Genomic DNA, 24,096 nt, shown 5'->3' on the forward strand with positions numbered 1-24,096 from the left:
TCAGGTGAGCTCCGTTCGCTGGGCCCGGGGCGCGGTGCGCTGCCGGGGGACAGCAGGCGTCGGAAGGGGGGCGGGGACGGCCGGCGCCGCCAGCAGCGAGACGGCCACGGTCAGGTGCAGCAGGTACGGCGAGGCGTCGCCCAGCCCGGCCTCGGTGTACGAGGCGATCGCGCAGTAGCTGATCAGGAAGATCGCGGCAGCCCGCTCCGGCGACGGCGGCCGCAGCAGCGCCACGCCACCCAGCACGATGAAGACCGCCGCCACCACGGCGACCCCGGCCAGGCCCTGTTCGTTGTAGACGGCCAGCCAGCTGTTGTCGATCGGCAGCCCGCCGAAGGACTTGTCGCCCAGCCCCATCCCGAACACCTGCTCCGTGGTCGTCCGGGGTGCCGCCAGCAGAGCGTCCCAGACCTTGGCCCGGCCGGTGAGGTTGGAGAAGTTCTCCTGGCTCTGGCCGCGCAGGAACCAGGCCTGGAGCAGCGAGCTCAGGCCCACCCCGACCGCGGTGGCCAGCAGCACCGCCCAGCTGAAGAACCGGCGGGCGGCGGCGCTGGTCATGATGAGCGAGCCGATCGCCAGCGCCAGGCCGATGATCAGGCCGAGGGTGGCCGTCCGGGTGTGGGTCAGCGCGAGCAGGACGAGCGAGGGCGCGATGATCGTCGCCGCGCTCGCCCCGCTGGTCCGGCGGTCCAGCAGGAGCAGCACGGTGAGCCCGATGATCACCGCGGCGTACTGTCCGATCTGCGGCGGGGTGAGCGGCCACAGCGCGCCGACCAGCCGTCCGCCGTAGAGGTCGGGCATGGCCGCGCCCGGTGAGGCGACCAGTCCGGCGGCCACCGACACGAGCACCGCGAAGTACATCCGGATGTGGAACCGGACGAACGTCGGGCTGCCGTCCCACCAGCGGCTGAGCAGCCACAGCGTGCTGACGAAGAGCGTCAGCCGGAAGCAGCGGAACAGCGCGCCGAACCCGGACTCCAGGTTCGCGCTGGAGATCACGCTCAGCACCAGCAGCAGGGTGAGCAGGAACAGGAAGGCGCCGGCCCGGATGCGTAACCGGAGGTTGAGGACGAGCGCCAGCGCGAACGCGGTGACCAGCGCGCCCATGGTGGCCATCTGGATGAGGGAGCGGGGGAGCGGGACGATGGTCCGCGCCCCGGCGGAGCCGAGCGTGTTGAGGATCAGCAGCCCCCAGATCAGCTCGACGGTCTTCGACGGGCCGGCGGGGCGCGGTTCGGCGCCGGGCCGCGTGACCGTGGTGTCCGGTCCGTGCGGCGTCCCGTCGCGCGTCAGGTCCCGTCCCATCTCAACCACCGGTCCGCGGCTGGAAGGTGCTGCCCGCGTCCTGCCGGTACGGCGCGCCCTGCCACTGCCCGAAGTCGAGCGTCCGGCTCGGGTCGTGGGCGACGAAGCTCCACGGTCCGACATAGGTGTTGTCGTGCCAGCGGTTCTGCTGCTTGCCGGTGATCGCCTCGGCCACCGGTTCGCCCTTGTACGGCGACCAGTCCGGGTAGGTGCCGTAGTTCGCCAGCACCGCCATCCGGCCGCACTTCGTCGTGCAGCCGACGACGGACGGGTTCAGCGTGAAGCGGTTGTCGTGGACGTCCACCCGCTGGGTCTTCCACCGGCAGTCGGCGTAGAGCGGTGCGGTGGCGATCGCCGGCCGGGTGCAGCGGCCGGTGTTCTTCACCAGCAGCGTGCAGTCACCGGACGAGGTGTTGGCCGGGCTGTTGCAGAACCGGTCGGCGTTCTCCCACAGGGTGATTCCGGACCAGTTGTCCTCCAGCACGTTCCGGTCGATCTCGATCCTGTCGGTGCGGGCCGGGATCCGTGGTTCGCCGCCGGACTCGGACAGGTAGACGGTCGGATAAGGGAAGTTGTCGCCGCGGTCGGCGGATCTGCGGCCCTCGACCCAGTTGTTGTGCCGGATCGTGTTGTTCCGGATGACCGCGTTGTAGCTGGCCTCGTACACCAGCGCGGCGCCGTCGTTGGCCTCCAGCACGTTGTTCTCGATGCGGAAGTCGTTGTTGTTGGTGTCCGCCCACAGGCCGGCTCCGCGGTTGTCGTGCACCCAGTTGCCGCGGATGTCGGCGCCGTCGACGGCCCAGAACTTGATGCCCCCGGTGCAGCCGCAGCCCGGCTGCTGCCGCTCCCAGTCGTCGGTGTTGTTGCCCACGACCTCGTTGCCCTCGACCAGCAGGCCCTTGATGGGGCCGCCGGTCTTGTACGCGTTCATTCCGTACTGTCCGTTGTCGCGCAGGCAGCTGGCGCGGACCTGCTGGCGGGCACCGGCCATCAGCCCGGCGCCGGAGTTGTGCTGGATCGTCGCGTGCTCGATCACCCACCCGTCGGCCATGTCGTGGTTGACCACGCCCTCGTCGTGCGGGGCGACGAAACCCTGCACGGTCAGGTAGCGGATGGTCACGTCGGGGGCGGTGCCGCTGAACGCGTAGTTGTTGGTCCTCCGGCCGTCGAGCACCGCGCCCGGCGCGCCGAGATAGGTGTCCCCCTCCTTGGTCATGACCTGGGCGTAGCGGTCCGGTTCGAGCGTGTGCGTGCCCGGGAGCAGCCAGAACGTGGTGTGCGGGGGGTTGCTCCTGGTCTTCGCCGCCAGATCACCGACCACCGCGGGGTCGACCGTCACCGCGCCCGCCGGCGCGCTCGTCGGCCCGGCCGCGGGCTCGGCGCACACCCGGGCCACGGCCACGGCCACGGGCCCGGACGGCGTGGCGGTCGCCTCCGCCGGGGCGTCCGGCGTGCTCGTACAGCCGGTCGCCACCAGCAGGGCCAGCGTCAGCGCCGACGCCGCCGACGCCCCCCGGCGCCACCTCGTGATCCCCACCCGCCCCCCTAGCCCCGGAACCTGAGTACGGTGGTCAACTCCTGCGCGCCGTCGGCGAACCCGGTGCCGACCAGCGTGGTGGCGGGTTCCTTGCGGCCGAAGCCGGCGGAGTACCAGCCCAGCGGCGGGTCGGTCTCGCCGCGGTGCGCCGACCAGGACAGCTCCCCGGGCAGGGCGAGCACCGCGGAGCGGTCCTCGCCGTCCCGGGTCCAGGTGAGCGCGGCCCGGTCCCCCGTCAGGTCCGCGGTGACCGCCGGGCCGAGGTGGAACGCCAGGCGCACGGCCCGGCGCGGTCCGCGCACCTCGTCGACGATCCGCAGCGCCCGGGTCGCGGCGGTCAGCTCCACCCGGCGGCGGTGCACCGACTGCCGGTAGCCGTCGTGCTCGGCACCCCAGCGGGCCACGCCCTCGTCGGAGGTGTCCGCGACCAGGACCCGGCTGCGGGCGTGCCGGGTCCACAGGAACGGGCCGCCGGAGACGGACTGGTCACCGCCGTCCACCTGCAGGGTGTTGTGGCCCAGGGTCGACCGGAAGTACCGGCGCCACTCGGGCTGCCCGTGGTAGCAGAACGTCCCCGGGTCGGCGAGCACGTCGACCCCGTCGTGCCGGACCTCGACGGACAGCGCGTCCGCGTGGGCGTGCGCGGCGATGGACAGGAACCCGTGCGGACCGCCGTCGCAGCGGCACCAGATCTCCTCCGGACCGCGCAGGACGGTCATGCCCGCGTCGGCGAAGTGGGCCGGCCGGTCGGCAGGGCGGGTCACGCTGCATGTGTCGGCGCCGGCGTTCCGCGCGTACGGCCGGACGAGCGCGGCCAGCAGCGTGGTGCGCACATCGGTGCCGGTCACCGCCGGCCACCAGGCGAGCCGGCCGAACACGACGTCCCCGGTGGCCAGCAGCGAGCCCCAGCGGTCGGTGCCCGCGCCGTCCAGGACCAGACCGTGCCCGTCGTCCGCATCCCCCTGGCGCGGGGGCCGCAACCTGTTGTCCACGACGGCCGCGAGCGCGTCGGTCATCCGCAGCAGGACGAGCCGGACGGACGCGGGGACCGGCACGGCCGCGGCGTCCGCCTCGGCCACCGCGGCCAGGCCGAGCTCCAGTACGAGCCCGTGGTACTCGGTGGCCAGCTCGCGGTTGAGGCCGGAGGGGAAGGTGTTGGCGCGCAGGTGCCGCTCCAGCGACCGCAGCGCGGCGGACCGCCAACGCGTCGAGGAGGGGAACCACCCGAACGCGCAGGCCGCGGCGAACTGCCCGGCGGTCTCGGCGATGACGTGGTTGTTCGCCGACGACCCCCGGCTGGGGAAGGCGGCCAACCAGCGCTGGTGGTGCCAGATCTGATTCAGCGCCACCGGGTTGTCCTCGAACAGCCCGGCCGCGCCCGGCCAGCCGTCGAGCAGCCGGCGCACCCACACCCAGGACAGCAACCGGATGCCCAGCTCGATGCCGCTGATCCAGTGCACGCCGCGCAGCGGCGGGTTGGCCGCCCACCACGACCGCAGGTGCTCGGCCACGCGTTCGGCGTACCGCTCGTTCCCGGTGACCGCGTAGGCGGCGGCGAGCACGGTCAGGTACTGGTGCCGCGACAGTTCCCAGATCTGTTTGACGTCCCCGACCGCGTCCTCGCTCCGGTACGGCACGTCGAAGGCGTAGCCGGACGGCGCCCGCCGCCCGGTCCTCGGGTCGCGCCACCAGTCGGGGGCGGCCAGGTCGTCCCGGGCCTCCCCGAAGTACTCCGCGTGCCCGTCCATCAACCGGTCCGCCTCGGCGACGAGGCGCTTCGCGGCGTCCGGTGGCACCGCGGCGACCGCCCCGGCGGGCAGCACGGCGGTGAACCGGGCGTCCGTCACGGGCGGGCAGTCCGGCGGCGCCGACCGCCACCGCCGCCTGCGCACCGCGTCGCCCACCCGGCCGCCGACCTCCTGCGGTCCCATCCGGGAAAGCCGCCGCAGATACCAGCCCGGGCCCATGGTCATCGCGCCCTCGCCAGGGTCACGGGCGCCCCGCCGGCCAGGCAGGCCTGCACGGCGAGGGTGGCCGCCGTGGTGGCGACCAGCGACTCCAGCGGAACCGGCATCGGCCCGCCGGTCCGCACGGCCTTGATGAACGCGGCCAGCTCCGCGGACTGGCCCTTGTCCCGGGCCTTCGGCAGCCGCGAGCTGACCCACCGCCGGGGGCGGCCGTCGTAGACGGCGGCGCGGACGAAGTCGTCGAGCTTCAGCACCTTGCCGTCCGCGACGAGGTCCAGCGTCTCCTTGGGGAAGCCGGACGCGCCGGTGGTCACGTAGCTGAGGGTGGCGGTGGAGCCGTCCGGGTAGCGCAGCACGACCTGGAGGTCCTCGTTGCCGGCCGGGGCGACCGCGTACACCGAGACGGGGTCGGCGTCCAGCAGCCAGCTCGCCGTGTCGATGAAGTGCCCGCCCTCGCCGACGAACCGCGAGCCCTCCGTGCCCTGCTGGAGGTACCAGCTGCCGTGCTGCAGCCGGCCCGCGTTGACCAGGTAGCGCAGGCTCGCCGGACCGGTCCGGGCGCCGAACCGGTCCCTGGCCTCGCGCAGCAGCGGTGCGAACCGGCGGTTGAAGCCCACCTGCAACCGGTCGTTGCCGGACTCCTCCACCGCCCTGAGCACGCCGGCCAGTTCGTCCTCGGTGAGGGCCAGCGGCTTCTCCACGAACACCGTCTTGCCGGCGAGCAGCGCCTTGCGGGTCAGGTCGGCGTGCGAGCTGTGCCGGGTGACCACGAACACCGCGTCGATGGACGGGTCGCCGAGCACGGCGTCGAGATCGGTGGTCGCCCGGGCGAAGCCGAACTTCCGCTGGGCGTTGGCTGCGGACAGCGCCGTCGTGGTGACGACCGTGGACAGCACGACACCGTCGCGCTGTTCCAGGTGCGGCAGCAGCATCGACGTCGCGTAGTTCCCCGCGCCGACGAACGCCAGCCGCACCGGCGTCCCGGCGGGTCGAGCCAGGACGGGCGCCGGGCCGTCGCGCCGCACCGCGGGCACCGCCACCGCCGGGGCCTGCGCCGTCCCCTCCCCAGAGGCGTCGGGGTACCGGAACAGCACCGCCACCGCCTTCAACTCGCCGTCCTTCAGGCGCTGGTAGGTCTCGACGGCGTCGTCGAAGTCGGCGATGTGGGAGATCAGGGGTGCCACGTCGACGCGGCCGCGGGCCATCAGGTCGAGGAAGCACGCCAGGTTGCGGCGCTCGGTCCAGCGCACGTAGCCGATCGGGTAGTCCCGCCCCTCCAGCTCGTACTCCGGGTCGTAGCGCCCGGGGCCGTACGAGCGGGAGAACCGGACGTCGAGCTCCTTCTCGTAGTACGCGTTCCACGGCAGGTCCAGGCGGCACTTGCCGATGTCGACGACCCGGCCGCGGTCCCGGCTCAACCGGGCGGCCAGCTCGACGGGCTGGTTGCTGCCGCCGCCGGCGGCCAGGTACACCTGGTCCACGCCGTGACCGCCGGTGAGCTCGGCGACGGCGGTCTCCACGGCCGCGGACGAGGGGTCGCCGCAGGCCACCGCGCCCAGGCGCTCGGCGAGTTCGCAGCGCGCCGGGTCCGGGTCGGCGCCGACGACGCGCACCCCCGCGGCGGCGAGGAGTTGCACCACCAGCTGCCCGATCAACCCGAGGCCGATGACCAGCGCCACCTCGCCGAGCTGCGGCTCGCCCTGCCGGACGCCCTGCAACGCGATCGACCCGACGGTGCCGAACGCCGCATGCCGCGGCGCCAAGCCGTCCGGTACCGGGGTGTAGAGGTTCCTGGGCACCCAGTTCAACTCGGCGTGCAACGCGTGCTCGTTGCCGGCGCAGGCCACCAGGTCGCCGACCTTCACGTCGTCGATTCCGGCACCGACCTGTTCGACCACCCCGCACAGCGAGTAGCCCAACGGCGTGTAGGAGTCCAGCTTGCCCATCACCTTGCGGTAGGTGGCGGGCAGTCCGTTGGTGGCCACGCTCTGCATGACCTTGGCCACCTGGTCCGGACGGGAGCGGGCCTTGCCCAGCATCGACATGCCGGCCTCGGACACCTTCATGAGCTCGGTTCCGGTGGATATCAGCGAGAAGACGCTGCGGACCAGCACACCGCCGGGCTTGCACCCCGGCACCGGCACGTCGAGCACCGCCAGCTCGCCGCTCTTGTAGTTCTGCACAACCTGCTTCACCGGAAGTCCCCTCGTTTCTCTGCCGTCAAGTGAGCACTACGCCGTCAAGTGAGCCCTGTGGCCGGAGCCGGAGGTCGCGCCGCGGTACCAGTACTCCAGGGTCAGCACGTGCCACAGGTGCTTGGAGTAGTCCTGCTGCCCGGCGGCGTCCTCGGCGACCATGCGCGCGAGCGCGTCGCGGCGCAGGAACCCGGAACCGACGAGCACGCCGTCGTTGACCACCTCGCGCACCAGCGGTGCCAGGTCCCGGCTCATCCAGGCCCGCAGGGGGGCGCTGAACAGGCCCTTGGGCCGGTACACGATCTCCCGGGGCAGGATCGAGGTGGCCGCCTCCTTGAGGACGGCCTTCCCCTGCCGTCCGACGATCTTGCGATCGCCGGGCACCGCGAACGCCGCCCTGACCACCTCGACGTCCACGTACGGCACCCGCACCTCGGTCGACGCGGCCATGCTCGACCGGTCCGTGTACGCGAGGTTCAGGCCCGGCAGGAACATCCGGGCGTCACCCAGGCACATCCGGTTGACGAAGTCGTCGAGGTCGTTGTCCTGGTAGACGTCCGCGTGCTCGGTCAGCACGTCGTCGACGGTCCCGGCCAGGTCCGGATCGAGCAGGGCCAGCAGCTCGTCCCGGTCGTACATGGTGTAACTGCGCCGGAACGCGGTCTCCTCCGGCAGATCGGCGAAGGAGAGGAACCGCTTCGCGAACCGCACTGACCGGAACCCCCGGCCGCCCGTGGCGACCGGCAGCCGGTCCACGGCCGCGGACAGGCCGCGCCGCAGGGGCCGCGGGACGCGCTGGTAGCGCAGCGCGAGCCGGTTGGCCAGGTGCTTGCGGTAGCCGGCGAACAGCTCGTCGGCGCCCATCCCCGAGAGCATCACCTTGACCCCGGCCTCCCGGGCGGCCGAGCAGATCAGGAAGGTGTTGATCGCGGCGGGATCGCCGATCGGCTCGTCCAGGTGGTACGTCATCCGCGGCAGCAGGCCGAGCACGTCCGGAGCGATCTCGATCTCGTGCAGGTCGACGCCGAACTGCTCGGCCACCTGCCGGGCGTAGCGGAGGTCGTCCGGCATCGCCTCGAACCTGGCGTCCTCGGCGCGGAACCCGATCGTGTAGGCGGAGATCCCGGGCCGGTCGCGGGCCGCGAGCGCGGTCAGGTAGCTGGAGTCCAGGCCGCCGGAGAGGAAGGTCGCCACGGGCACGTCCGAGAGCAGGTGGCGCCGGGTCGACTCCTCGACGATCGCGGCGAGGTCCGGCTGCTCGCCGCCGAGAGCCCGATCCCGGCCCTCGGCGGCGACGTCCCGCAGGTGCCAGAACCGGCCGCGGTCCATCCGGCCGTCGGGCCGGCACCGGAGCCAGCTCCCCGGCGGCAGCTTCTCCGCCCCGCGGAACGCGCACCGTGAGTCCGGCACCCAGTAGTACAGCAGTGAGGCCACCAGCGCCGCGGGGTCCACCTCCAGCGACCCGCCAGTGGCGGCGGTCAGCGCCTTGAGCTCGGAGGCGAACACCAGGCCCTCGCCGCGCCGGACCAGGAACAGCGGCTTGATCCCGAGCTGGTCGCGGACGAGCACCAGCTCGCCGGTCCGCTCGTCGAAGACCCCGAACGCGAACATGCCGCGCAGCCGGGGCAGGCAGTCCGTGCCCCAGCGCCGCCAGGCCTCCAGCAGCACCTCGGTGTCGGACGTGCCGCGGAAGCGCACCCCGGTGGCCGCCAGTTCGGCACGCAGCTCGGGCGCGTTGTACAGCTCGCCGTTGTACGTCAGGACGAGGCCGTCCGAGACCATCGGCTGGGCGCCGGTCCCGGACAGGTCGACGATGGCCAGCCGCCGGTGCCCCAAGTGCACTTCGCCGTCACCGACGGGGTGGCCGTACCGACCCGCCCCGTCGGGACCGCGGTGCGCGAGGGTCTCGGTGAGCAGGTCGGTCACGACCTTTCCGTCCGGCCATCGGTACGTACCCGCGATGCCACACATGTCCTACCGCACCTCCTGGTCACTGTCCGGGACCCTCGCGGTCCACATCGTCGTCAGTCCCGTCGGCCGCCGGCCCGTGCCGGTGTGCCGGGCCGGCCCCTCGTACCGGCCGCGCTCCGGGGTGTGCGGCCCGTCCCACACCGTGCCGTCGGTGCGGTCCCGCGGATCGGGGTCGATCAGCACCACACCGATCACCGGGATGTCCTGGTCCGCGAGCTGCCGCGCCACGGTGTGCAGCCACGCGGTGCTGCCGTGCCCGGCACGCACCACGAGCACGGTCCGGGTGCCGAGGTACCGGAGGTCGGTCCACGTCGTGCCGGGCGACACCGAGCCGACGCCGAGCCGACGCTCCTGGCCTGCGCCGGTCGTCGCACGCTCGCCGCCGACCACGGTCGGCTCTCCCGGCTGCGGGCCGCGCTTGGCGAACCGCGGGCCGGACAGCTCGTCGACGAGGGCCACCGGCCCCTCTTCCCCCAGTGCCCCGGCGAGATCCAGGGCGATCGCGCTGGTGCTGCGCGCGCAGCCCAGTTCCAGCAGCGACACCGCCTCGGCGGAACCGCGCACGGTGCGGGCCAGGGTCGTGGTGAGCCTCGCCCGTGCCGCCCTGGTCCGTCGGCCCTGCCACCGTCCGGCCGGCCGGCGGGGCACCCGGCGCAGCTCCGCGATGACCGAGGCACCGAGGTTCGCCGCGATGTCCCGGCGCAGCACGGGGCGGTCCGCCACCACCGTGCCGACCGCGGCCACCGCGAGCCCGAGGACGAGCCCGAGGACGAGCCCGATCGCGGCGTCGGTGGCGGCGGTCCCGGTCAGGGACTGCCGCACCGGGCGCGGGGCGTCCACGATCTGCGTGCCGGCGACGAGCCCGGGCGTGCCGACCCGCGCCTCCGCTGCGCGCTGGCCGAAGTCGGTGATCCGCGCGGTGAGTTCGGCCCGGCTGGCGAAGAGCGACTCCAGGCTCGCCGACGCCTTCGGCCCGCTCTGCTGCGAACCGTCGCCGATCGTCCGGTTGACCTGGGCGAGTTCCTCCTGCAGGCGGTCCCGCTGGTCGAGCAGGGCCTTGGCCTGGGCGTCCGCGGCTTCCTGGATCCGTCGCACGTGGTCCGCGACGAACGCGTCGGCGAGCGCCTTGGCCCGGGCCACCGCCTTCCCCTCGGTGTGACCCGTCACGGTGATCTGCAGCACGTTGTTGGTCAGGCCGATGCCCTCGTAGTCCTTCATGAAGTCCTCCGGCCTCTCCGATGACCCGAGGGACTGCAGGGCCTTGCCGGCGATCCCCGTGGTCTGCAGCAGGGCGACGTCGGTGCGGATCAGCGTTCCGGGGTCGTTCGGCTGGTCCGCCTGGTGCGCGACCAGCACCTTGACCAGCGCGGTCGGCGGCGGCGGCCGCAGGACGGCCAGCGCCGCGCCGGCCAGCAGCCCGAGCAGCGCCATCGCGCACCAGAAGCGGCGCCGCCTGCGCACTGCGACCACCAGCGCCTGCAGGTCCACCAGCGGCGCGGCGGCCGACGACTCCCACGTCGTACTCGTCGTCACCCCGCGGCTCTCCTCGTGTCGCCGCCAGCCGCGAGCACTGGCGTGGCGCCGTCCGGATCACGGTCGGCGGACCGTTCCGGACGGGCCCGGACCACGCCGGCGACGACGGTGCCGACGACCTCGTGCCTGGCGTCCGCACACGCCTCCGCGATGCCGGCGAGCTCCGCCGCCGTCCAGCTGCCCGCGCTGAGCACGACCAGCGCGCCGGACTCGTCGCCGCGGTCCGGCACCAGCGGCCGGGACACCGAGACCCCCACCACCCGCAGCTTGGGGTATCCCCTGCTCGAAGAGCTTGGGGAAGGATCGCCCTCCGCCTCGGCGACGAGCTGCCCGGCAGCCCGGCCGGCCATCTCGTCCCCGTCCGGGACGATGACCAACAGCGGCCGGGGCGCCGGCAGTCGGTCCCGGAGGCGGTCGCAGACCCGCCGGAGGCGGAGCTGCCGACCGGCCTCGTCGCCGGGAGCGTGCCGGGTCGGCAGGTCCCACCGGACGTCGGTGCCCAGCAGTCGGCGGATCAGGGCCCGCGGGCCACGGCCTTCCGGCCGGTGCGCGGACCGTTCACCGGGTACGTCGACGGTGCCGAGGAACACCGAGCCCAGCGCCGCGGCGATCTCCGGTTCGGTGCGCAGGCGGCGGCTCATCCGTGCGGTGGTGAGATGGCCGACGACCCCGAGCGCGAGGAACAGCGCCGCCCCGCCGGCGACGAGCTGCGTCCTCGTCGGCGGTGCCTCCCCCGTCGGTCGGGCCGCCGGCCCCATGACGACCAGGTTGACCGTCTTGGTGGCGGCCGGGTCGACCTGGTCCAGCTTCTTGACGGCGTCCTGCAGCGCGGTGCGCAGCTTCACGAGCTCGGTGCGGGTCTGCACGCTCTCCACGCTCTGCCCCGAGCCGGCCGCGTCGGCCAGGTCGGTGATGCGGCGGCTGGTCTGCTCCACCAACTGCCGCAGTGCCTCGGGCTGCGCCGCTTCGGCGGCGGTGCCGTCGCCCGAGTATCGCGCGGCGAACGTGACGAACTCCTGGGCCACCTGATCGGAGAGCTGTTGTGCGCGCTCCGGGGTGTCGGCCGTACCCGAGATCTTGATGATGTTTCCGTCCGCGGCCGTGGCGCTCACCCCGTCCCGCAGCTCGTCGCCGCCGACCCCGGACCAGGCGAGCGCGGCGGCCGCGCGGTCGAGCACCACCGAACTGGTCGCGATCTGCGCCTGGGTCGTCAACTCGCGCTCCTGCCACGCCCCCGGCAGCAGGACCGAGGCCGACGTCGTGTAGCGCGGCGGAAACAGCAGGGAACTGCCGTAGCCGACGAGCGCACCCACCACGGCGAGGACGGCGAGGAGCCGCCAGCGCCGACGGAAGATCAGACCGATCATGACCAGGCGTATCGCTTCGTCGCTCAACGGCGCTGCCTCTTCCCGGCCCGGCCCGGGTCGCCCGCCGACACCGGGGCGCGGTCACGGCAGGCAGCGGCGTAAGCGGCGAGCAGCGAACGCTGGGAGTTCCGCCAGGCGAGCGGCCCGTTGATCCGCTCCTGGCCGACCTTGCCCATCAAGGCCCGCTTCTCCGGGTCGTCCAGCAGCTGTGCGACGAGTTCGGCGAACCGGGCCTCGTCGTCGGCGGGCGCGTAGACGGCGGCGTCACCGGCGGAGACCCGCGCCTCGCGGAGGTCGAAGGAGACGATCGGCCGGCCCATCACCATGTACTCCAGAACCTTGTTCATGGTCGACACGTCATTGAGCGGATTGCGCGGGTCGGGGGAGAGGCACACGTCCGCGGTGGACAGGTACCGCACCAGGTCGGCGTCCGGAACGCGCCCGGTGAACTCCACCTGCTCCGAGAGCCCGAGCCGCCGGGACAGCTCCACCATCGCGTCGAAGGTGTCGCCACCGCCGACGAACACCGCGTGCCAGTCGGTCCGCCCGCACTCGTCGCGAAGCTTCGCGAGGGCCCGCAGGGCGTAGTCGACGCCGTCCTGCGGCCCCATCACGCCGAGGTAGCACAGCAGATGGGGCTTGCCGCGCTTCAGCTCCGGCTCGGGCGGTACCGGGTGGAACCGCCCGGTGTCGGGCGCGCTGCGCACCACGAAGACGTCGTCCGGGCGCCGGCCGCCACGGCGCAGCGCGACGTCCCGGTAGCTCTCGTTCGTGGCGAGCACGACGTCCGCGGCCCGGTAGGTCAGCCGTTCCAGCGCGCACACGCCGCGGTAGAGCAGATCCTCACCGCGGTCGAACCGGGAGAGGTACAGCTCGGGCACCAGGTCGTGCTGGTCGAACACGAACCGGGCGCCGCGCCGCTTCAACCACAGGGCCGGCAGGAACAGCAGGTCGGGCGGATTGCAGGCGTGAACCACGTCGACCGGGCCGACCCTGCGGGCCAGCCGGGCCGTGTGCCACAACGCCGATCCGTACTCCCGCAGGTAGCCGGCCGGTCCTCCGGTGGCCGCACGCAACGGGTACCGGTGGATCCGCACCCCGTCGATCACCGCCTCCGGCTCCGTGTCCCGCTTGCTGCCCCGCGGGCAGATGACGTCCACCGTCCAGCCCGCGTCACGAAGCGTCGTGCACTCCTGCCACACCCGCCGGTCGAACGGCACCGACAGGTTCTCCACCAGGATCAGCGCGCGACGGCCCCGCCCGTCGCCGCCCGTTGCGTCACCAGGCAAGGCCCGCGTACCCCGGTTCGGTCCGGCGCGCCGCGGCGTCGGGAAGGCGGACGAGGTCGACGATCATCGGGCTGCCGCCGTGGGGCAACGCCGACAGCACGGCCGGGTCGTTCGTCCCGACCACGCACACCTCGGCGTGGTCGAGGACCTCGTCGACGGACTCCGCGAGCAGCTGCGCGAGGTGCGGCAGCCGGGTCTCGATGTACTCGCGGTTCGCGCCGAGCAGCCGGGAGAGGCTCACGTTGGGGTCGTGGATCCGCAGGTCGTAGCCCTTGCCGAAGAGCCTCTCCGCCAGCTCGACGAGCGGGCTCTCGCGGAGGTCGTCGGTGCCGGGCTTGAAGGACAGGCCGAACAGGCCCACCCGACGCCTGCCGGTGCGCTCGACCAACTCCACCGCGCGCTGCAGGTGTTCGGAGTTGGAGGGCAGCACATGGGAGAGGATGGGCACCGAGATGTTGGCCTGCCGTGCCGCGTGGACCAGGCCGCGCAGGTCCTTGGGCAGGCAGGAGCCACCGAAGGCGAAGCCGGGCCGCAGGTAGGCGGGGCTGATGTTCAGCTTGCGGTCGGCCAGGAAAACGTCGATCACCTGGTGCGAGTCCACCCCGAGCGCCCGGCACACCGCGCCCAGCTCGTTCGCGAAGCCGATCTTGAGCCCGTGGAAGGCGTTGTCCGCGTACTTGATCGCCTCGGCCGTCGGGACCGGCACCCGGAACACCTCGCCGGGCAGTCCGTCGTACAGCGCCGCGACGACGTCGCCGCTCGCCGGGTCGAGCTCGCCGATGACGGTCTTGGGCGGGTCGAAGAAGTCCCGCACACTCGTGCCCTCGCGCAGGAACTCCGGGTTGACCGCGACCCCGAAGTCCACCCCGGCCGTGCCGCCGACGTACTTCTCCAGGATCGGCACCAGCAGGTTCAGGCAGGTGCCCGGGAGCATGGTGCTGCGGAACACGACGGTCTGCCGCCCACCCCGCTCGGCCACCACGGCACCGATCTGTTCGGTGACCCGCTCCAGGTAGGTGGTGCACAGGCTGCCGTCGGGCTCCGACGGCGTGCCCACGCAGACCAGCGACACCTCACTGCCCATGATCGCCTCGCGGACGTCGCCGGTGGCGCGCAGCGCTCCGGCCCGCACGACCTCGGCGACGAGCTCGCCGATCCGCTCCTCGACCACCGGGGCCCTGCCCTCGTTGACCAGGTCGACCTTCACCTGGTTCACGTCCACCCCGATGACCTCGTGACCCATCCTGGCCAGGCACGCGGCCGACACGCAGCCCACGTAGCCGAGCCCCAGGACACTGACCCTCATGACCCGTTCCTCCCCTCGGGCAGGCCCTTCTGGCCGGCCGGCCGCGCGCCGCCGATCGGACGACGCCCCCCACGCATCAGTAGGCCCCCTGCCCCTGAAGCACCGCACGCAGCGTTTTCCACAAGATCACCGTGTCAAGGGCGAGCGACCAGTCCTCCACGTACCGCAGGTCCAGCCGGACCGCCTCCTCCCACGGCAGGTCGCTGCGTCCGCTGATCTGCCACAGGCCCGTGAGCCCGGGCTTGACGAGCAGCCTCCGCCGGATGTCCGGGCCGTACGCGGCGGACTCCTCCGGCAGCGGAGGCCGCGGACCGACGAGCGACATCGAGCCGGTGAGCACGTTGAGGAGCTGCGGGAGCTCGTCGAGCGAGTACCGGCGAAGCACTCCTCCCACCCGGGTCACTCGTGGATCCCGGCGGAGCTTGAACAGCAGGCCGGCGCCCTCGTTGCGGTCGGCCAGCTCGGCACGTGCCCTGTCGGCCCCGGCGACCATGGTGCGGAACTTGACCAGGGTGAACTGGCGGCCGTCCTTGCCGACCCTGTGCTGTCGGTAGAAGGCCCCGCCCCGACTGTCCACCAGCACGAGCAGCCCGACGACCACCATCAGCGGCGCGAACAGGACCAGCAGGACCGCGGCACCCAGCCGATCGACGACCTCCTTGACCGCCCGGCGGCCCCCGGTGAAGGTCGGCATGCTGACCCGCAGCATCGGGATCCCGAGCACCGCGTCGACGTGCAGCCGCGGCCCGGCCACCTCCATCAGCACGGGGGCCACGACCATCTCGGCATCGCCGCCTTCGAGGTTCCAGGCCAGGCGCTGCAGCCGGTCCGGTGACCAGTGCGGGTCCGGTGTGATCGCAACGACACGGTAGCCGTCGCGGCGGACGTGGTTGGCGACGTCCGTCAGTCGGCCGACGACCGGCACTCCGTCCAGCCGGTCACGGTCGTACCCGAGACCGTGCGGCGTGCACACCGCCTCGACCCGCCAGCCGATGTGCGGGAACTTGCGGGTCCGGGCGATCAGGTCGCGCACGGTCGCAGGGCTCCCGGCGGCGAGCACCGGGCGCAGGCACCGTCCCTCGTTCCGCTGTCTGTGCAGCCACAGGCGCAGCAGATACCGCTCGGTCATGGTGACGAGCGTGATCGCCGGGATCGCGACGAAGATCCAGAGCTTGATGTTGTGCGAGGTGAGGGCGATCCCGCCGAGCGCCAGTACGACGGCGGCCGTGAACAGCGAGCGTCCGAGCCGACGGAATTCCTCGGCGCCCTGACCGAGCACGGCCGCAGCCCACGACCGGGTCGTCGCGAGCGCTCCCAGCACCAACAGCTCGGTGCCGAAGGCGAGAATTCCCCATTTCTCGTGCCAGTTGGCCGCGTCCCGAACCCCGAAGAAGCGGCCTATCGCCGCCACCACGAAGGCGGTGGCCAGGATATCGCTGATGATGACAGCACGGCGGTACCGCTGCTCCCAGTCACTCTCGGGCCGGCTGATCCTCCCGTTCGTCCGACGCCCCCGCGCCGGTGGAAACGGACTGACCAATTCTCCTTCCCCCTGCTTTACGGCCCCTTCCAGGTCGGCAGTGGGTTCGACGTGTTCGCTCCACACGGTTCCTCCCCCCGGGAGGCTTTCGCCTCCCGCACTGTTCCTCCCCTCGGGAGGCCCCCGCCTCCCGTACCGTGCTGTTCCCGCCTCTCAATAGGCCCCGCCTCCCGCGCATAACCGGCTACTGCAGTGGTGCGTGAACATCCCACCCGGACGTCGGCAGACTCGTATGTCCCGCCGGAGTCCCGAGGTGCATGGGAAACCGTCGACGCCGGACCTGTGGATCATTAGTGCGACTCGCGTCCAACTGTGCGAATCGACAATCAATCTAGAGCATCGGGGACGCCCGACGGGGGCGATGTGTGAAACGCGTGCTCGATATTTGAACTTGATCTACGGAACGGTTACTGCGTGGGTTTCTTGAGAAAAAAGACGTGCATTGTGACGTGTGTTGCGGGAGTTCTCAAGGCTGCCTGCACCGGCAGTCCCGAGGCGTCCCGCCACTGACGGCCGGGCCGCGCTCAGGGCCCGGCGCCGAGGTGGCGCAGCTGGTTGCGGGGGCCGCACATGTGAGCCGCCATCAGATGGTCAACCCGCCAGCGGGAATTCGCACCAGACGTTCTTGCCGCTGCCGAGCGGCTCCACGCCCCAGCTCCCGCTGAGGGCGTCCACCAGCAGCAGGCCGCGGCCGGAGGTGGCGGTCTCGCCGGGGGTCCGGCGGCGCGGCAGGACGCTGGAGCGGTCCTGGATCTCCAGGCGGATGCAGGGGGCCGTCCCGGCCCGTAGTTCTATGGTGAGCAGTGCGCCCCCGTCGGTGTGGACCAGGGCGTTGGTGATCAGTTCGTCCGCAGTGAGTTCGATGTCGGACAGGAGGTCGGCCGCGCCCCACGCGGCCAGGGCCTGGCGGAGCATGGCCCGGGTCTCCGCCAGCCCTTCCGGATCTGCCTGGTGGACGTGCTGGGTCATCTGCCGGGTGGCGTAGGCGCCGGGTTCGGCTGCGCGGTGCAGCAGCAGGAGCGCCACGTCGTCGCTGCTGCCGAGGCGGCTCGGGTGGCCGCCGCAGAGGTGGTCGGCGAGCGCCTCGGTGCCGAGCGGGCCGGCGCGCATGGCGGCGGCGAGCGCTTCGATGCCGTCCGCGATGTCCCGACCGGGCTGTTCGACCATGCCGTCGGTGCACAGGAGCAGGGTGTCCGCGGGGTTGAGGTCGAGACGGGTCTCGGGGTAGCCGTCCTGGCCGAAGACCGTGGCCACGCCGAGCGGCAGGCCACCGCGGACGCTGGCCCAGCCGGTACGGCCGGTGCTGTGCCGCACGAGTGGTTCGAGGTGGCCGGCCCGCACCATGCGCAGTGTTCCGGTCTCCAGGTCGGCGTCGACGTAGAGACAGGTCGCGGACCGCTCGGTGTCGAGATCGGCGAGGAACCTGGACGCGCGGGCCATGACCGTGGCGGGAGTGTGCCCCTCGGTGGCGTAGGCCCGCAGAGCGATCCTCAACTGACCCATGATGGCGGCCGCGTGGCTGTCGTGCCCCTCCACGTCGCCGACCACGAGACCCACCCGCCGACCCGGCAGAGGGATGACGTCGTACCAGTCCCCGCCCACCTCGCGTCCGCTGCGGCCGGCGCGGTAGCGGACGGCCACCTCACCGCCGTTGATCTCGGGGATGCGGCGCGGCAGCATGGTGGTCTGGAGCGTGGTCGCGAATTCGCGTTCCTGGTCGAAGAGCATGGCGCGTTGCAGGGACTGCGCGACAGCGCTGCTGAGCGCGATGCAGATGTTGCGGTCCTCGGTGCTGAAGTGGTGCCTGTCCCGGTAGAACAGGCCCAGCGCGCCGATGGTGCGGGCCTGGGCGGCAAGGGGCAGGAAGGCCGCCGCCTCGATCCCCATCTCCTCGGCATAGGGCAGCAGGCGGGGGTAGCGGGTGGTGAGCTCCTCCCTGGTGCCGACGAATCGCGCGCGCCGGGTGAGCACGGCCTCGGACAGCGGCAGCCCGTCCTCCAGGTGGGTCAGCGACAGGTCGTCCTGGGCCCTGAGCTCTGCCGACGGTTGCTCGGTCGCGGCGACGAGGCGCATGACGTCCCCGTCCACCAGCCCGAGGGCCAGCCCGTCCGCCCCGAAGCGTCGCAGCCCTTCGCTGTCGGTCAGCACGTTGGTCACGTCGCGGACGGTGATGGCGCGGGCGAGGGCTTCGGTGGTGGCGCGCACGGAGTCGGTCTGGCGGCGCCGGTCAGCGGCGAGCGTACGCATCCCCTCGGCGTGGGCCAGCTCCTCCTCGGCGTTGCGGACGATGCCGACGATGCGGTACGGGTGCTCCTGCGGGTCGCGCAGGATGCGTCCCTGCGTGTGGGCCCAGCGCAGGGTTCCGTCGCGGCAGACCAGGCGGAAATAGGACGCGAAGGTCAGGTGCCCCTCCCGCAGCGCGAGCGACACGGCGTTGTCGAGCCGCTCGCTGTCCGTCGGCAGCACCCTGGCGGAGAGTGACGCGGGCAGTCCGTCGAACTCGTCGGCCCGCAGGTCGAACACTTCCAGGCCCACGTCGTCGAGGTGGTAGGTGCCCTTGTCGAGGTCCCAGTCGAAGCTGCCCATGCCGTTGAGCGCCAGCCGGTCGTTGGCCGCGGTCGGCTCGGTGTCAGCGGGGGAGCCCGACGACGGCGAAGGAGCGCGGGCGGACACGGGGAGGGTGATCTCGGGGTCGTAGCCGTCCGGAGACCTGGACGTGTTCGCCATGGCAGGGCTCCCGTCCGATCGATGGCCCGCTACCGGATCATCCGCGACAGGTTTGCCATCGCCGTGCGGTCACGGAGAGTGGCGTACATGTGCGACAACGAGGCGCATGAGTGCTCCGCCGCCCGCGCCGGGTCCGTTCCTGGAACGCCTGGTCAGTCTATCCACGGGTCGACGGCTCGGCATCGACGCGTGAGCCGTGGTTCAGGCCTTCGTGCCGATCCTCCGTGTGGCTGAAGGAATCCGAGAACCACTGATCCAGGAACCGTCCAGGCGTTCAGTACCGCCGTGCCCACGTGCGCGTCGTCTCCTGGTCACGGCCGTGACAGGACGAGGGCCAATGCGGTGAGCACCCCGGAGAGGGCTCCGGCGACGACCCGGCACACCGGGCGGGCCAGTCCGCACCAGGCCCGCGCAGCGCCACCCGTCACCCGGTACCAGGTGATGCCGAACGGCAGGGCGAGGAAGAACCACGACGGCGGTGCCAGCTCCCCGGGCCGTTGCGAGCCCTCGCGCGCCCACCGGCGGCACCGCTCGACGCCCCGGCCGGTCCAATCGGCGCACCGGTCGGCGCGCTCGGCCCACCGGTCGGAGGCGGCCAGGAGCCCGGCCCGCCAGCCGTCGCGTCGCCGGACGATCGCGGCGCCCGCCCGGCCCCGGTGGGGCACCGCGCCGCTCACCGTCCCTCCAGCCGCGCTGCCAGCCGCTCCGGGAGGACGTCCCGGTTCGCCCGGGTCAGTTGGATCAGTTCGACGTCGGTACGGCGCTTGAGGACGTCGGTGAAGGGGTCGTGCTGTGTGTGCACGGTGGCGACCACATCCACGTCGGCCGCGAACACGGCCCGGACGGCGTTCCGGAACGGGGAGTACGCCAGTTCCATCCGCCCGAGCTCGTCGATGAGCACGAGCGTGCCGGGCCCCAGTGGCGTCGCGATCGAGGGCAGCGCGAGCCGTTCCATCACTCCGACGTCGACGCCGTACCGCCCGACCCGCGGAGGCCCCGGCAATCCGACCTGGGCGAGCACACCTCTCCGGCCCGTCAGCGTCTCCAACGCGAAACCGACCCGGGCGCCGCCCTCGCGGATCTCCTCCGTGGTGAAGCCGACGGCCTCCCGGGTGCGCAGCAGCGCCGCCAGCCGGCGGATCGCGGTCGTCTTCCCGCTGCCGGGGCGCCCCTCCAGCAGAATCCTCGTGGGCATCACGTGCTCGGATCGGTCGTCGGCGCTCAGGCCCTTCTCCCAGCCTCCCACCGCGGAGGGCGGCCGATCCACCCGCTCCTGGTACGTGCGGGCTGTGGATCCGCTCGCGGGAGTCGCGGGAGCGGGAAGGCCTCGGGAGGTCCTCCGGTCACGCCTGCTTCTCCTACGCGGCCAGGAGCGCCAGCATGCCGTTCGGCCCGGAACCCACTCGTACGCCGAAGCGGCGGCTGACCCGGTCGAGCGTCTCGCGCAGGTGCTGCGAGTCCTCGGAGGAGGCGTGCTCCAGCCGCATCCGTCGAGCCTGTGCGGGTGCCATGTGCACACCGACCAGCTCCCCGCTGTCGGGCTCCACCGAGACGAAGTACAGCAGCCGCAGGTCGTCCCGGTACTGCTCGTGGCCGGCGATGCCCTCGTAGTCGTCGATGAAGTCGCCGCACCCGTAGAGGATCAGCCGCCCGCGGTAGAGCTCGATGGGACGGGGATGGTGCGAGGAGTGCCCGTGCACCACGTCGACACCGCCGTCGATCAGTGCGCGCGCGAAGCGCACCTGTTCCCGGGAGACGCGGTAGCCCCAGTTGGAACCCCAGTGGACCGAGGCGACCGCGATGTCGCCCGGCCGCTTCACCCGCCGCACCCGGTCGACGACCTCGGCCGCGTCGGCGCTCGACGCCTCGGAGACGAAGTAGACGCCGGCCTGCTGCTCGGACGCGGCCCAGGTCGACGGAATCCCGCTGGACGCGGTTCCGAAGGCGAAGACGAGCACTCGGCGGCCGCCGTCGGCCTCGACGATCGCGGGCCGTCGGGCCTCGCCCGCATCCCACCCCGCTCCCGCCGTCTGCAGCCGCGTGCCCGACAGAGCGGCCAGCGTCTCCTGGAGCCCGGGGACGCCGAAATCCAGCACGTGGTTGTTGGCCAGTACGCAGACGTCGGGCCGGGCCGCGGCCAGACAGGGAAGGTTCGCCGGGTTCATCCGGTAGTGCACGTCCTTGCCCGGCGCGAAGTCGTCGCTCCGGGTGACGCTCGTCTCCAGATTCAGCACCCGGACGTCGGGCGCGGCCCGGTCGAGCAGCGCCAGGGCCTCGCCCCAGGGCCACGAGAAGTCGACCGGGCGGGGGATCGGGCCGTTCACGGCCTCCGCCGACCCGACGTAGTCCCGCGCATCCCGCACGTACGGCTCCAGCAGCCTCGGAGCACCCGGGTGCGGCAGGATCTGGTCGACCCCGCGCCCGAGCATCACGTCCCCGCAGAGGAACAGCGTCACCACGTCGGTGCCCATGCTTCAACGCTAGGCCAACTGCGCCACCAGGAACGGCAGATCGGCGACGGAGTCGAGGACGTGGTCGGGGGTTCCGTCGGCGTCGCGGAGCGCACGGTCCTGGAACTTCCCGGTCTTCACGAGGACGCCGCGGATGCCGCAGCGCTGGGCGGCGAGCACATCGGACTCGATGTCGTCGCCCACCATCAGCGTCCGGTCTGCCGCGACTCCCAGCCGGGTCAGCGCCCCGGTGAAGAACGCGGCAGCGGGTTTGCCGACCACCTCGGCCCGCTGACCCGAGGCCTGCTCCAGGCCGGACAGGAAGGCGCCGCTGTCGAGCTGCAGGCCCCGGTCGGTGCGCCAGTACAGGTTGCGGTGCATGGCGACGAGGCGGGCGCCCCGCTGGAGGTGGCCGAACGCGCGGTTGAGGGCCCGGTAGCCGAATTCGGGGCCGGCGCCGCCGACCAGGACGACGTCCACGCCTTCCCCCTCCGTGGCTTCGTCGTCCTCGGCCAGGGCCACCCCTGTCAGGTCCTGTCGGACGTCGCCGCTGTTGAGCAGCAGGCAGCGGGCACCGGGATGGTGCTCCGCCAGGAAGGCCGCCGTGGCGCTGGGTGCTGTGAGGATGGACTCGGCCGAGACCGGGAAGCCCGCACCGGCGAGGGTCGTCGCGATCGAGGCCCTGGTGCGCGAGGTCGTGTTGGTGAGGAGCAGGAAGGGAAGGCCCGCCTCCCGGAGCCGTTCCAGCGCCTCGACGGCCCCGGGAACGGGCTTCCAGGACACCGTGAGCACCCCGTCGATGTCGATCAGGGCCGCGCTGACGGGTGGCGTGGTGCGGTGCCGCATGGGCCGACCATAGCGCCGGCCCGGCCGTGCGGCACGTTCCGTTCCCCGGGCTGCCGCCGGGCCCGTTCCGGGGGAAGACTGGTGGTGTGAACGGCGCACCGGGCGCAGCACCCGGCGGCACTGGTCACCGGACCGTGCCGCACACCGGGGATCTGGCTGTCGAGGCATGGGCCCCGGAGCGGGAGGAGTGCGTCGCGGAGGCGGTGCACGGGGCGGTCGGGGGCTTCGCGGAGTTCCCGCCGGGGGCGGCGCGCACCGAGCGGGAGTACGAGCTGGCCGACGACACCGACGAGCGGCTGCTGGTCTCGGCACTGGAAGAGATGATCTTCCGGGCGGAGACGGCCGGGGAGCTGCCGGCCCAGGTGTCGGTCCGGCGCACGGGGGCGGGCGTGCGGATGCGACTGGCCATGGTGGACATCGCCCTGGTCGAGCAGGTCGGCGCGGTGCCGAAGGCGGTGTCCCTGCACGGTCTGCGGATGACGAGAGAAGCGGCGGGGGGCTGGCGGTGCCACGTGACGTTGGACGTCTGACCGGCGGGCGGCCCGGGCATCGCGGCGGATGAGCGCCACCGTGGCACATGAGCGTGACAGGGCCGAGGAGGCATCGGCTGACATGGACGTCCGACTGGTGGAGGAGACCCCCTGGCGATACCGGATCGAGCGCAGCGGCGTGATGAGGGTGCCCGGGGTGATCTTCGCCCCGCACGGGCTGCTGCCGCTCGACGAGGGCGACCGCGCACTCGAACAGGTCGCGAACGTCGCCTCACTGCCGGGTATCGTCCGGGCCTCGTACGCGATGCCCGACATCCACTGGGGCTACGGCTTCCCGATCGGCGGGGTGGCGGCCACGGAGGTCGGGGCCGGCGGCGTGGTGTCGCCGGGCGGGGTCGGATTCGACATCTCCTGCGGGGTCCGGCTGCTCACCAGCGAACTCGACCGGGACACGGTGCGCGAGGTGCTGCCGGCGCTGATGGACCGGCTGGACCCGTTGATCCCGCGCGGCCTGGGGCGGGGCTGCCTGTGGCGGCCCGCCGGGCGCCGGCAACTGGCCGACCTGCTGCGCGGCGGCGCCCGCTACCTGGTGGACATGGGGCACGGGGTGCCGCGCGACCTCGACCGCTGCGAGGACGGCGGGGCGGTGGACGACGCGGACGTGACGCACGTCGGCGACCGCGCGCTGGAGCGCGGAGCGGGCCAGGTCGGGAGCCTGGGCTCGGCCAACCACTTCCTGGAGATCCAGGCCGTCGACCGGATCTACGACGAAGCATGCGCCCGGGCTTTCGGTCTGCGCACCGATCAGGTCTGCGTGATGATCCACTGCGGCTCGCGCGGCCTGGGTCACCAGATCTGTACCGACCATGTCCGGCGGATGGAGGCCGTGATGCACCGCCGGGGGATCTCCGTCCCCGACCGGCAGCTGGCGTGTGCCCCGGTGGACTCCCCGGAGGCCCGGGACTACCTGGGGGCGATGGCCGCCGCGGCCAACTACGCCCGCGCCAACCGCCACCTGCTGGCCGACGCTGCCCGAGCGGCGTTCCGGGAGAACACCGGCTACGGGCTGGACCTGCTCTACGACGTGTCGCACAACCTGGCCAAGCTGGAACGCCAGGAGGTGGACGGAGAGCGCCGACTGCTCTGCGTCCATCGCAAGGGCGCCACCCGAGCTCTGCCGCCGGGCCACCCGGACCTGCCGGCCGACCTGGCCGGGGCAGGGCAGCCGGTCTTCGTCCCCGGCACCATGGGCACGGCGTCCTACGTCCTGGCGGGGGTGGCGGGGAACGAGGCGTTCTACTCCTCCTGCCACGGTGCGGGCCGGGTCTGGAGCCGCCACCGCGCCCAGCGCGAGATCGATATCCGCCACCTGCGCGCCGAACTGGTCGCGGCCGGCGTGTCGGCCCGCCCGACCTCGTGGCGCAGTGCGACGGAGGAGGCCCCGGAGGCCTACAAGGACGTCGACGCCGTCGTCACCGCCAGTGAGCGCAACGGGCTCAGCCGCATCGTCGCCCGGCTGGTCCCGCTCGGGGTGCTGAAGGGGTGACGGGCTGAAGGGCGCGCGCACGCCGC

At 72.6% G+C, this 24,096-nt stretch carries 17 protein-coding genes; 2 read left to right on the forward strand and 15 right to left on the reverse strand.

Going from position 1 to position 24,096, the window contains the following annotated elements:
* From AB0P35_RS02570 to AB0P35_RS02640, 15 genes are all read right to left on the reverse strand, one after another.
* Window positions 1-1,305, reverse strand: coding sequence for an O-antigen ligase domain-containing protein (locus tag AB0P35_RS02570; protein ID WP_363505409.1), 1,305 nt, complete (start codon window positions 1,303-1,305; stop codon window positions 1-3).
* Between the two features lies 1 nt (window position 1,306).
* The gene (locus AB0P35_RS02575; protein WP_363505756.1) at window positions 1,307-2,836 is read right to left on the reverse strand and encodes a right-handed parallel beta-helix repeat-containing protein; all 1,530 of its coding nucleotides are present in this window, start codon (window positions 2,834-2,836) and stop codon (window positions 1,307-1,309) included.
* Window positions 2,837-2,850: 14 nt separating this feature from the next.
* Window positions 2,851-4,815 carry an alginate lyase family protein gene (locus AB0P35_RS02580; protein WP_363505412.1) on the reverse strand — a complete coding sequence of 655 codons (1,965 nt, stop codon included), beginning with the start codon at window positions 4,813-4,815 and terminating at the stop codon, window positions 2,851-2,853.
* Entirely contained in the window at window positions 4,812-7,004 is a 2,193-nt protein-coding gene (locus tag AB0P35_RS02585; RefSeq protein WP_363505415.1) for a bi-domain-containing oxidoreductase, read from the reverse strand. Before AB0P35_RS02585 ends, AB0P35_RS02580 begins: the two co-directional genes overlap by 4 nt.
* 36 nt (window positions 7,005-7,040) lie before the next feature.
* The gene (gene asnB / locus AB0P35_RS02590) at window positions 7,041-8,975 is read right to left on the reverse strand and encodes an asparagine synthase (glutamine-hydrolyzing) (RefSeq protein ID WP_363505418.1); all 1,935 of its coding nucleotides are present in this window, start codon (window positions 8,973-8,975) and stop codon (window positions 7,041-7,043) included.
* Window positions 8,976-8,978: 3 nt separating this feature from the next.
* Window positions 8,979-10,508, reverse strand: a complete 1,530-nt coding sequence (locus AB0P35_RS02595; RefSeq protein ID WP_363505421.1) for a Wzz/FepE/Etk N-terminal domain-containing protein — start codon at window positions 10,506-10,508, stop codon at window positions 8,979-8,981.
* Window positions 10,505-11,902, reverse strand: a complete 1,398-nt coding sequence (locus AB0P35_RS02600; protein WP_363505423.1) for a polysaccharide biosynthesis protein — start codon at window positions 11,900-11,902, stop codon at window positions 10,505-10,507. Before AB0P35_RS02600 ends, AB0P35_RS02595 begins: the two co-directional genes overlap by 4 nt.
* Complete coding sequence (locus AB0P35_RS02605; protein ID WP_363505426.1) at window positions 11,899-13,164, reverse strand: glycosyltransferase family 4 protein; 1,266 nt, start codon at window positions 13,162-13,164, stop codon at window positions 11,899-11,901. Before AB0P35_RS02605 ends, AB0P35_RS02600 begins: the two co-directional genes overlap by 4 nt.
* Window positions 13,154-14,470, reverse strand: a complete 1,317-nt coding sequence (locus AB0P35_RS02610) for a nucleotide sugar dehydrogenase (RefSeq protein ID WP_363505429.1) — start codon at window positions 14,468-14,470, stop codon at window positions 13,154-13,156. Before AB0P35_RS02610 ends, AB0P35_RS02605 begins: the two co-directional genes overlap by 11 nt.
* Before the next feature lie 76 nt (window positions 14,471-14,546).
* Window positions 14,547-15,962, reverse strand: coding sequence for a sugar transferase (locus AB0P35_RS02615; protein WP_363505759.1), 1,416 nt, complete (start codon window positions 15,960-15,962; stop codon window positions 14,547-14,549).
* A 639-nt stretch (window positions 15,963-16,601) separates the two neighbouring features.
* On the reverse strand, window positions 16,602-18,737 hold the full coding sequence (locus AB0P35_RS02620; RefSeq protein ID WP_363505432.1) for a SpoIIE family protein phosphatase: 2,136 nt from the start codon (window positions 18,735-18,737) through the stop codon (window positions 16,602-16,604).
* Between the two features lie 311 nt (window positions 18,738-19,048).
* Window positions 19,049-19,414: a hypothetical protein gene (locus AB0P35_RS02625; RefSeq protein WP_363505434.1), complete on the reverse strand. Its 366-nt coding sequence runs from the start codon at window positions 19,412-19,414 to the stop codon at window positions 19,049-19,051.
* A complete protein-coding gene (locus AB0P35_RS02630) occupies window positions 19,411-20,004 on the reverse strand; it encodes a nucleoside-triphosphatase (protein WP_363505437.1) in 594 nt (197 codons plus the stop codon). The genes AB0P35_RS02625 and AB0P35_RS02630 overlap by 4 nt, the downstream gene beginning before the upstream one ends.
* 91 nt (window positions 20,005-20,095) lie before the next feature.
* Window positions 20,096-21,208 carry a CapA family protein gene (locus tag AB0P35_RS02635; protein ID WP_363505440.1) on the reverse strand — a complete coding sequence of 371 codons (1,113 nt, stop codon included), beginning with the start codon at window positions 21,206-21,208 and terminating at the stop codon, window positions 20,096-20,098.
* Window positions 21,209-21,217: 9 nt separating this feature from the next.
* Window positions 21,218-22,033 carry an HAD-IIA family hydrolase gene (locus AB0P35_RS02640; protein WP_363505443.1) on the reverse strand — a complete coding sequence of 272 codons (816 nt, stop codon included), beginning with the start codon at window positions 22,031-22,033 and terminating at the stop codon, window positions 21,218-21,220.
* Between the two features lie 86 nt (window positions 22,034-22,119).
* On the opposite strand from AB0P35_RS02640, the gene AB0P35_RS02645 reads away from it, so the two are divergent.
* A complete protein-coding gene (locus AB0P35_RS02645) occupies window positions 22,120-22,563 on the forward strand; it encodes an archease (protein ID WP_363505446.1) in 444 nt (147 codons plus the stop codon).
* An 82-nt stretch (window positions 22,564-22,645) separates the two neighbouring features.
* Window positions 22,646-24,070, forward strand: coding sequence for an RtcB family protein (locus AB0P35_RS02650; protein WP_363505449.1), 1,425 nt, complete (start codon window positions 22,646-22,648; stop codon window positions 24,068-24,070).
* Window positions 24,071-24,096 lie beyond the last annotated feature (26 nt).

Source organism: Kitasatospora sp. NPDC085879, from assembly GCF_040686255.1.
Lineage (GTDB): Bacteria > Actinomycetota > Actinomycetes > Streptomycetales > Streptomycetaceae > Kitasatospora.

Excerpts from the sequence above, each read along its gene's own strand:
- AB0P35_RS02570 (WP_363505409.1), bottom strand. The coding sequence starts at position 1,305 with ATGGGACGGGACCTGACGCGCGACGGGACGCCGCACGGACCGGACACC.
- AB0P35_RS02580 (WP_363505412.1), bottom strand. The coding sequence starts at position 4,815 with ATGACCATGGGCCCGGGCTGGTATCTGCGGCGGCTTTCCCGGATGGGA.
- asnB (WP_363505418.1), bottom strand. The coding sequence starts at position 8,975 with ATGTGTGGCATCGCGGGTACGTACCGATGGCCGGACGGAAAGGTCGTG.
- AB0P35_RS02610 (WP_363505429.1), bottom strand. The coding sequence starts at position 14,470 with ATGAGGGTCAGTGTCCTGGGGCTCGGCTACGTGGGCTGCGTGTCGGCC.
- AB0P35_RS02620 (WP_363505432.1), bottom strand. The coding sequence starts at position 18,737 with ATGGCGAACACGTCCAGGTCTCCGGACGGCTACGACCCCGAGATCACC.
- AB0P35_RS02635 (WP_363505440.1), bottom strand. The coding sequence starts at position 21,208 with ATGGGCACCGACGTGGTGACGCTGTTCCTCTGCGGGGACGTGATGCTC.
- AB0P35_RS02640 (WP_363505443.1), bottom strand. The coding sequence starts at position 22,033 with ATGCGGCACCGCACCACGCCACCCGTCAGCGCGGCCCTGATCGACATC.
- AB0P35_RS02650 (WP_363505449.1), top strand. The coding sequence starts at position 22,646 with ATGGACGTCCGACTGGTGGAGGAGACCCCCTGGCGATACCGGATCGAG.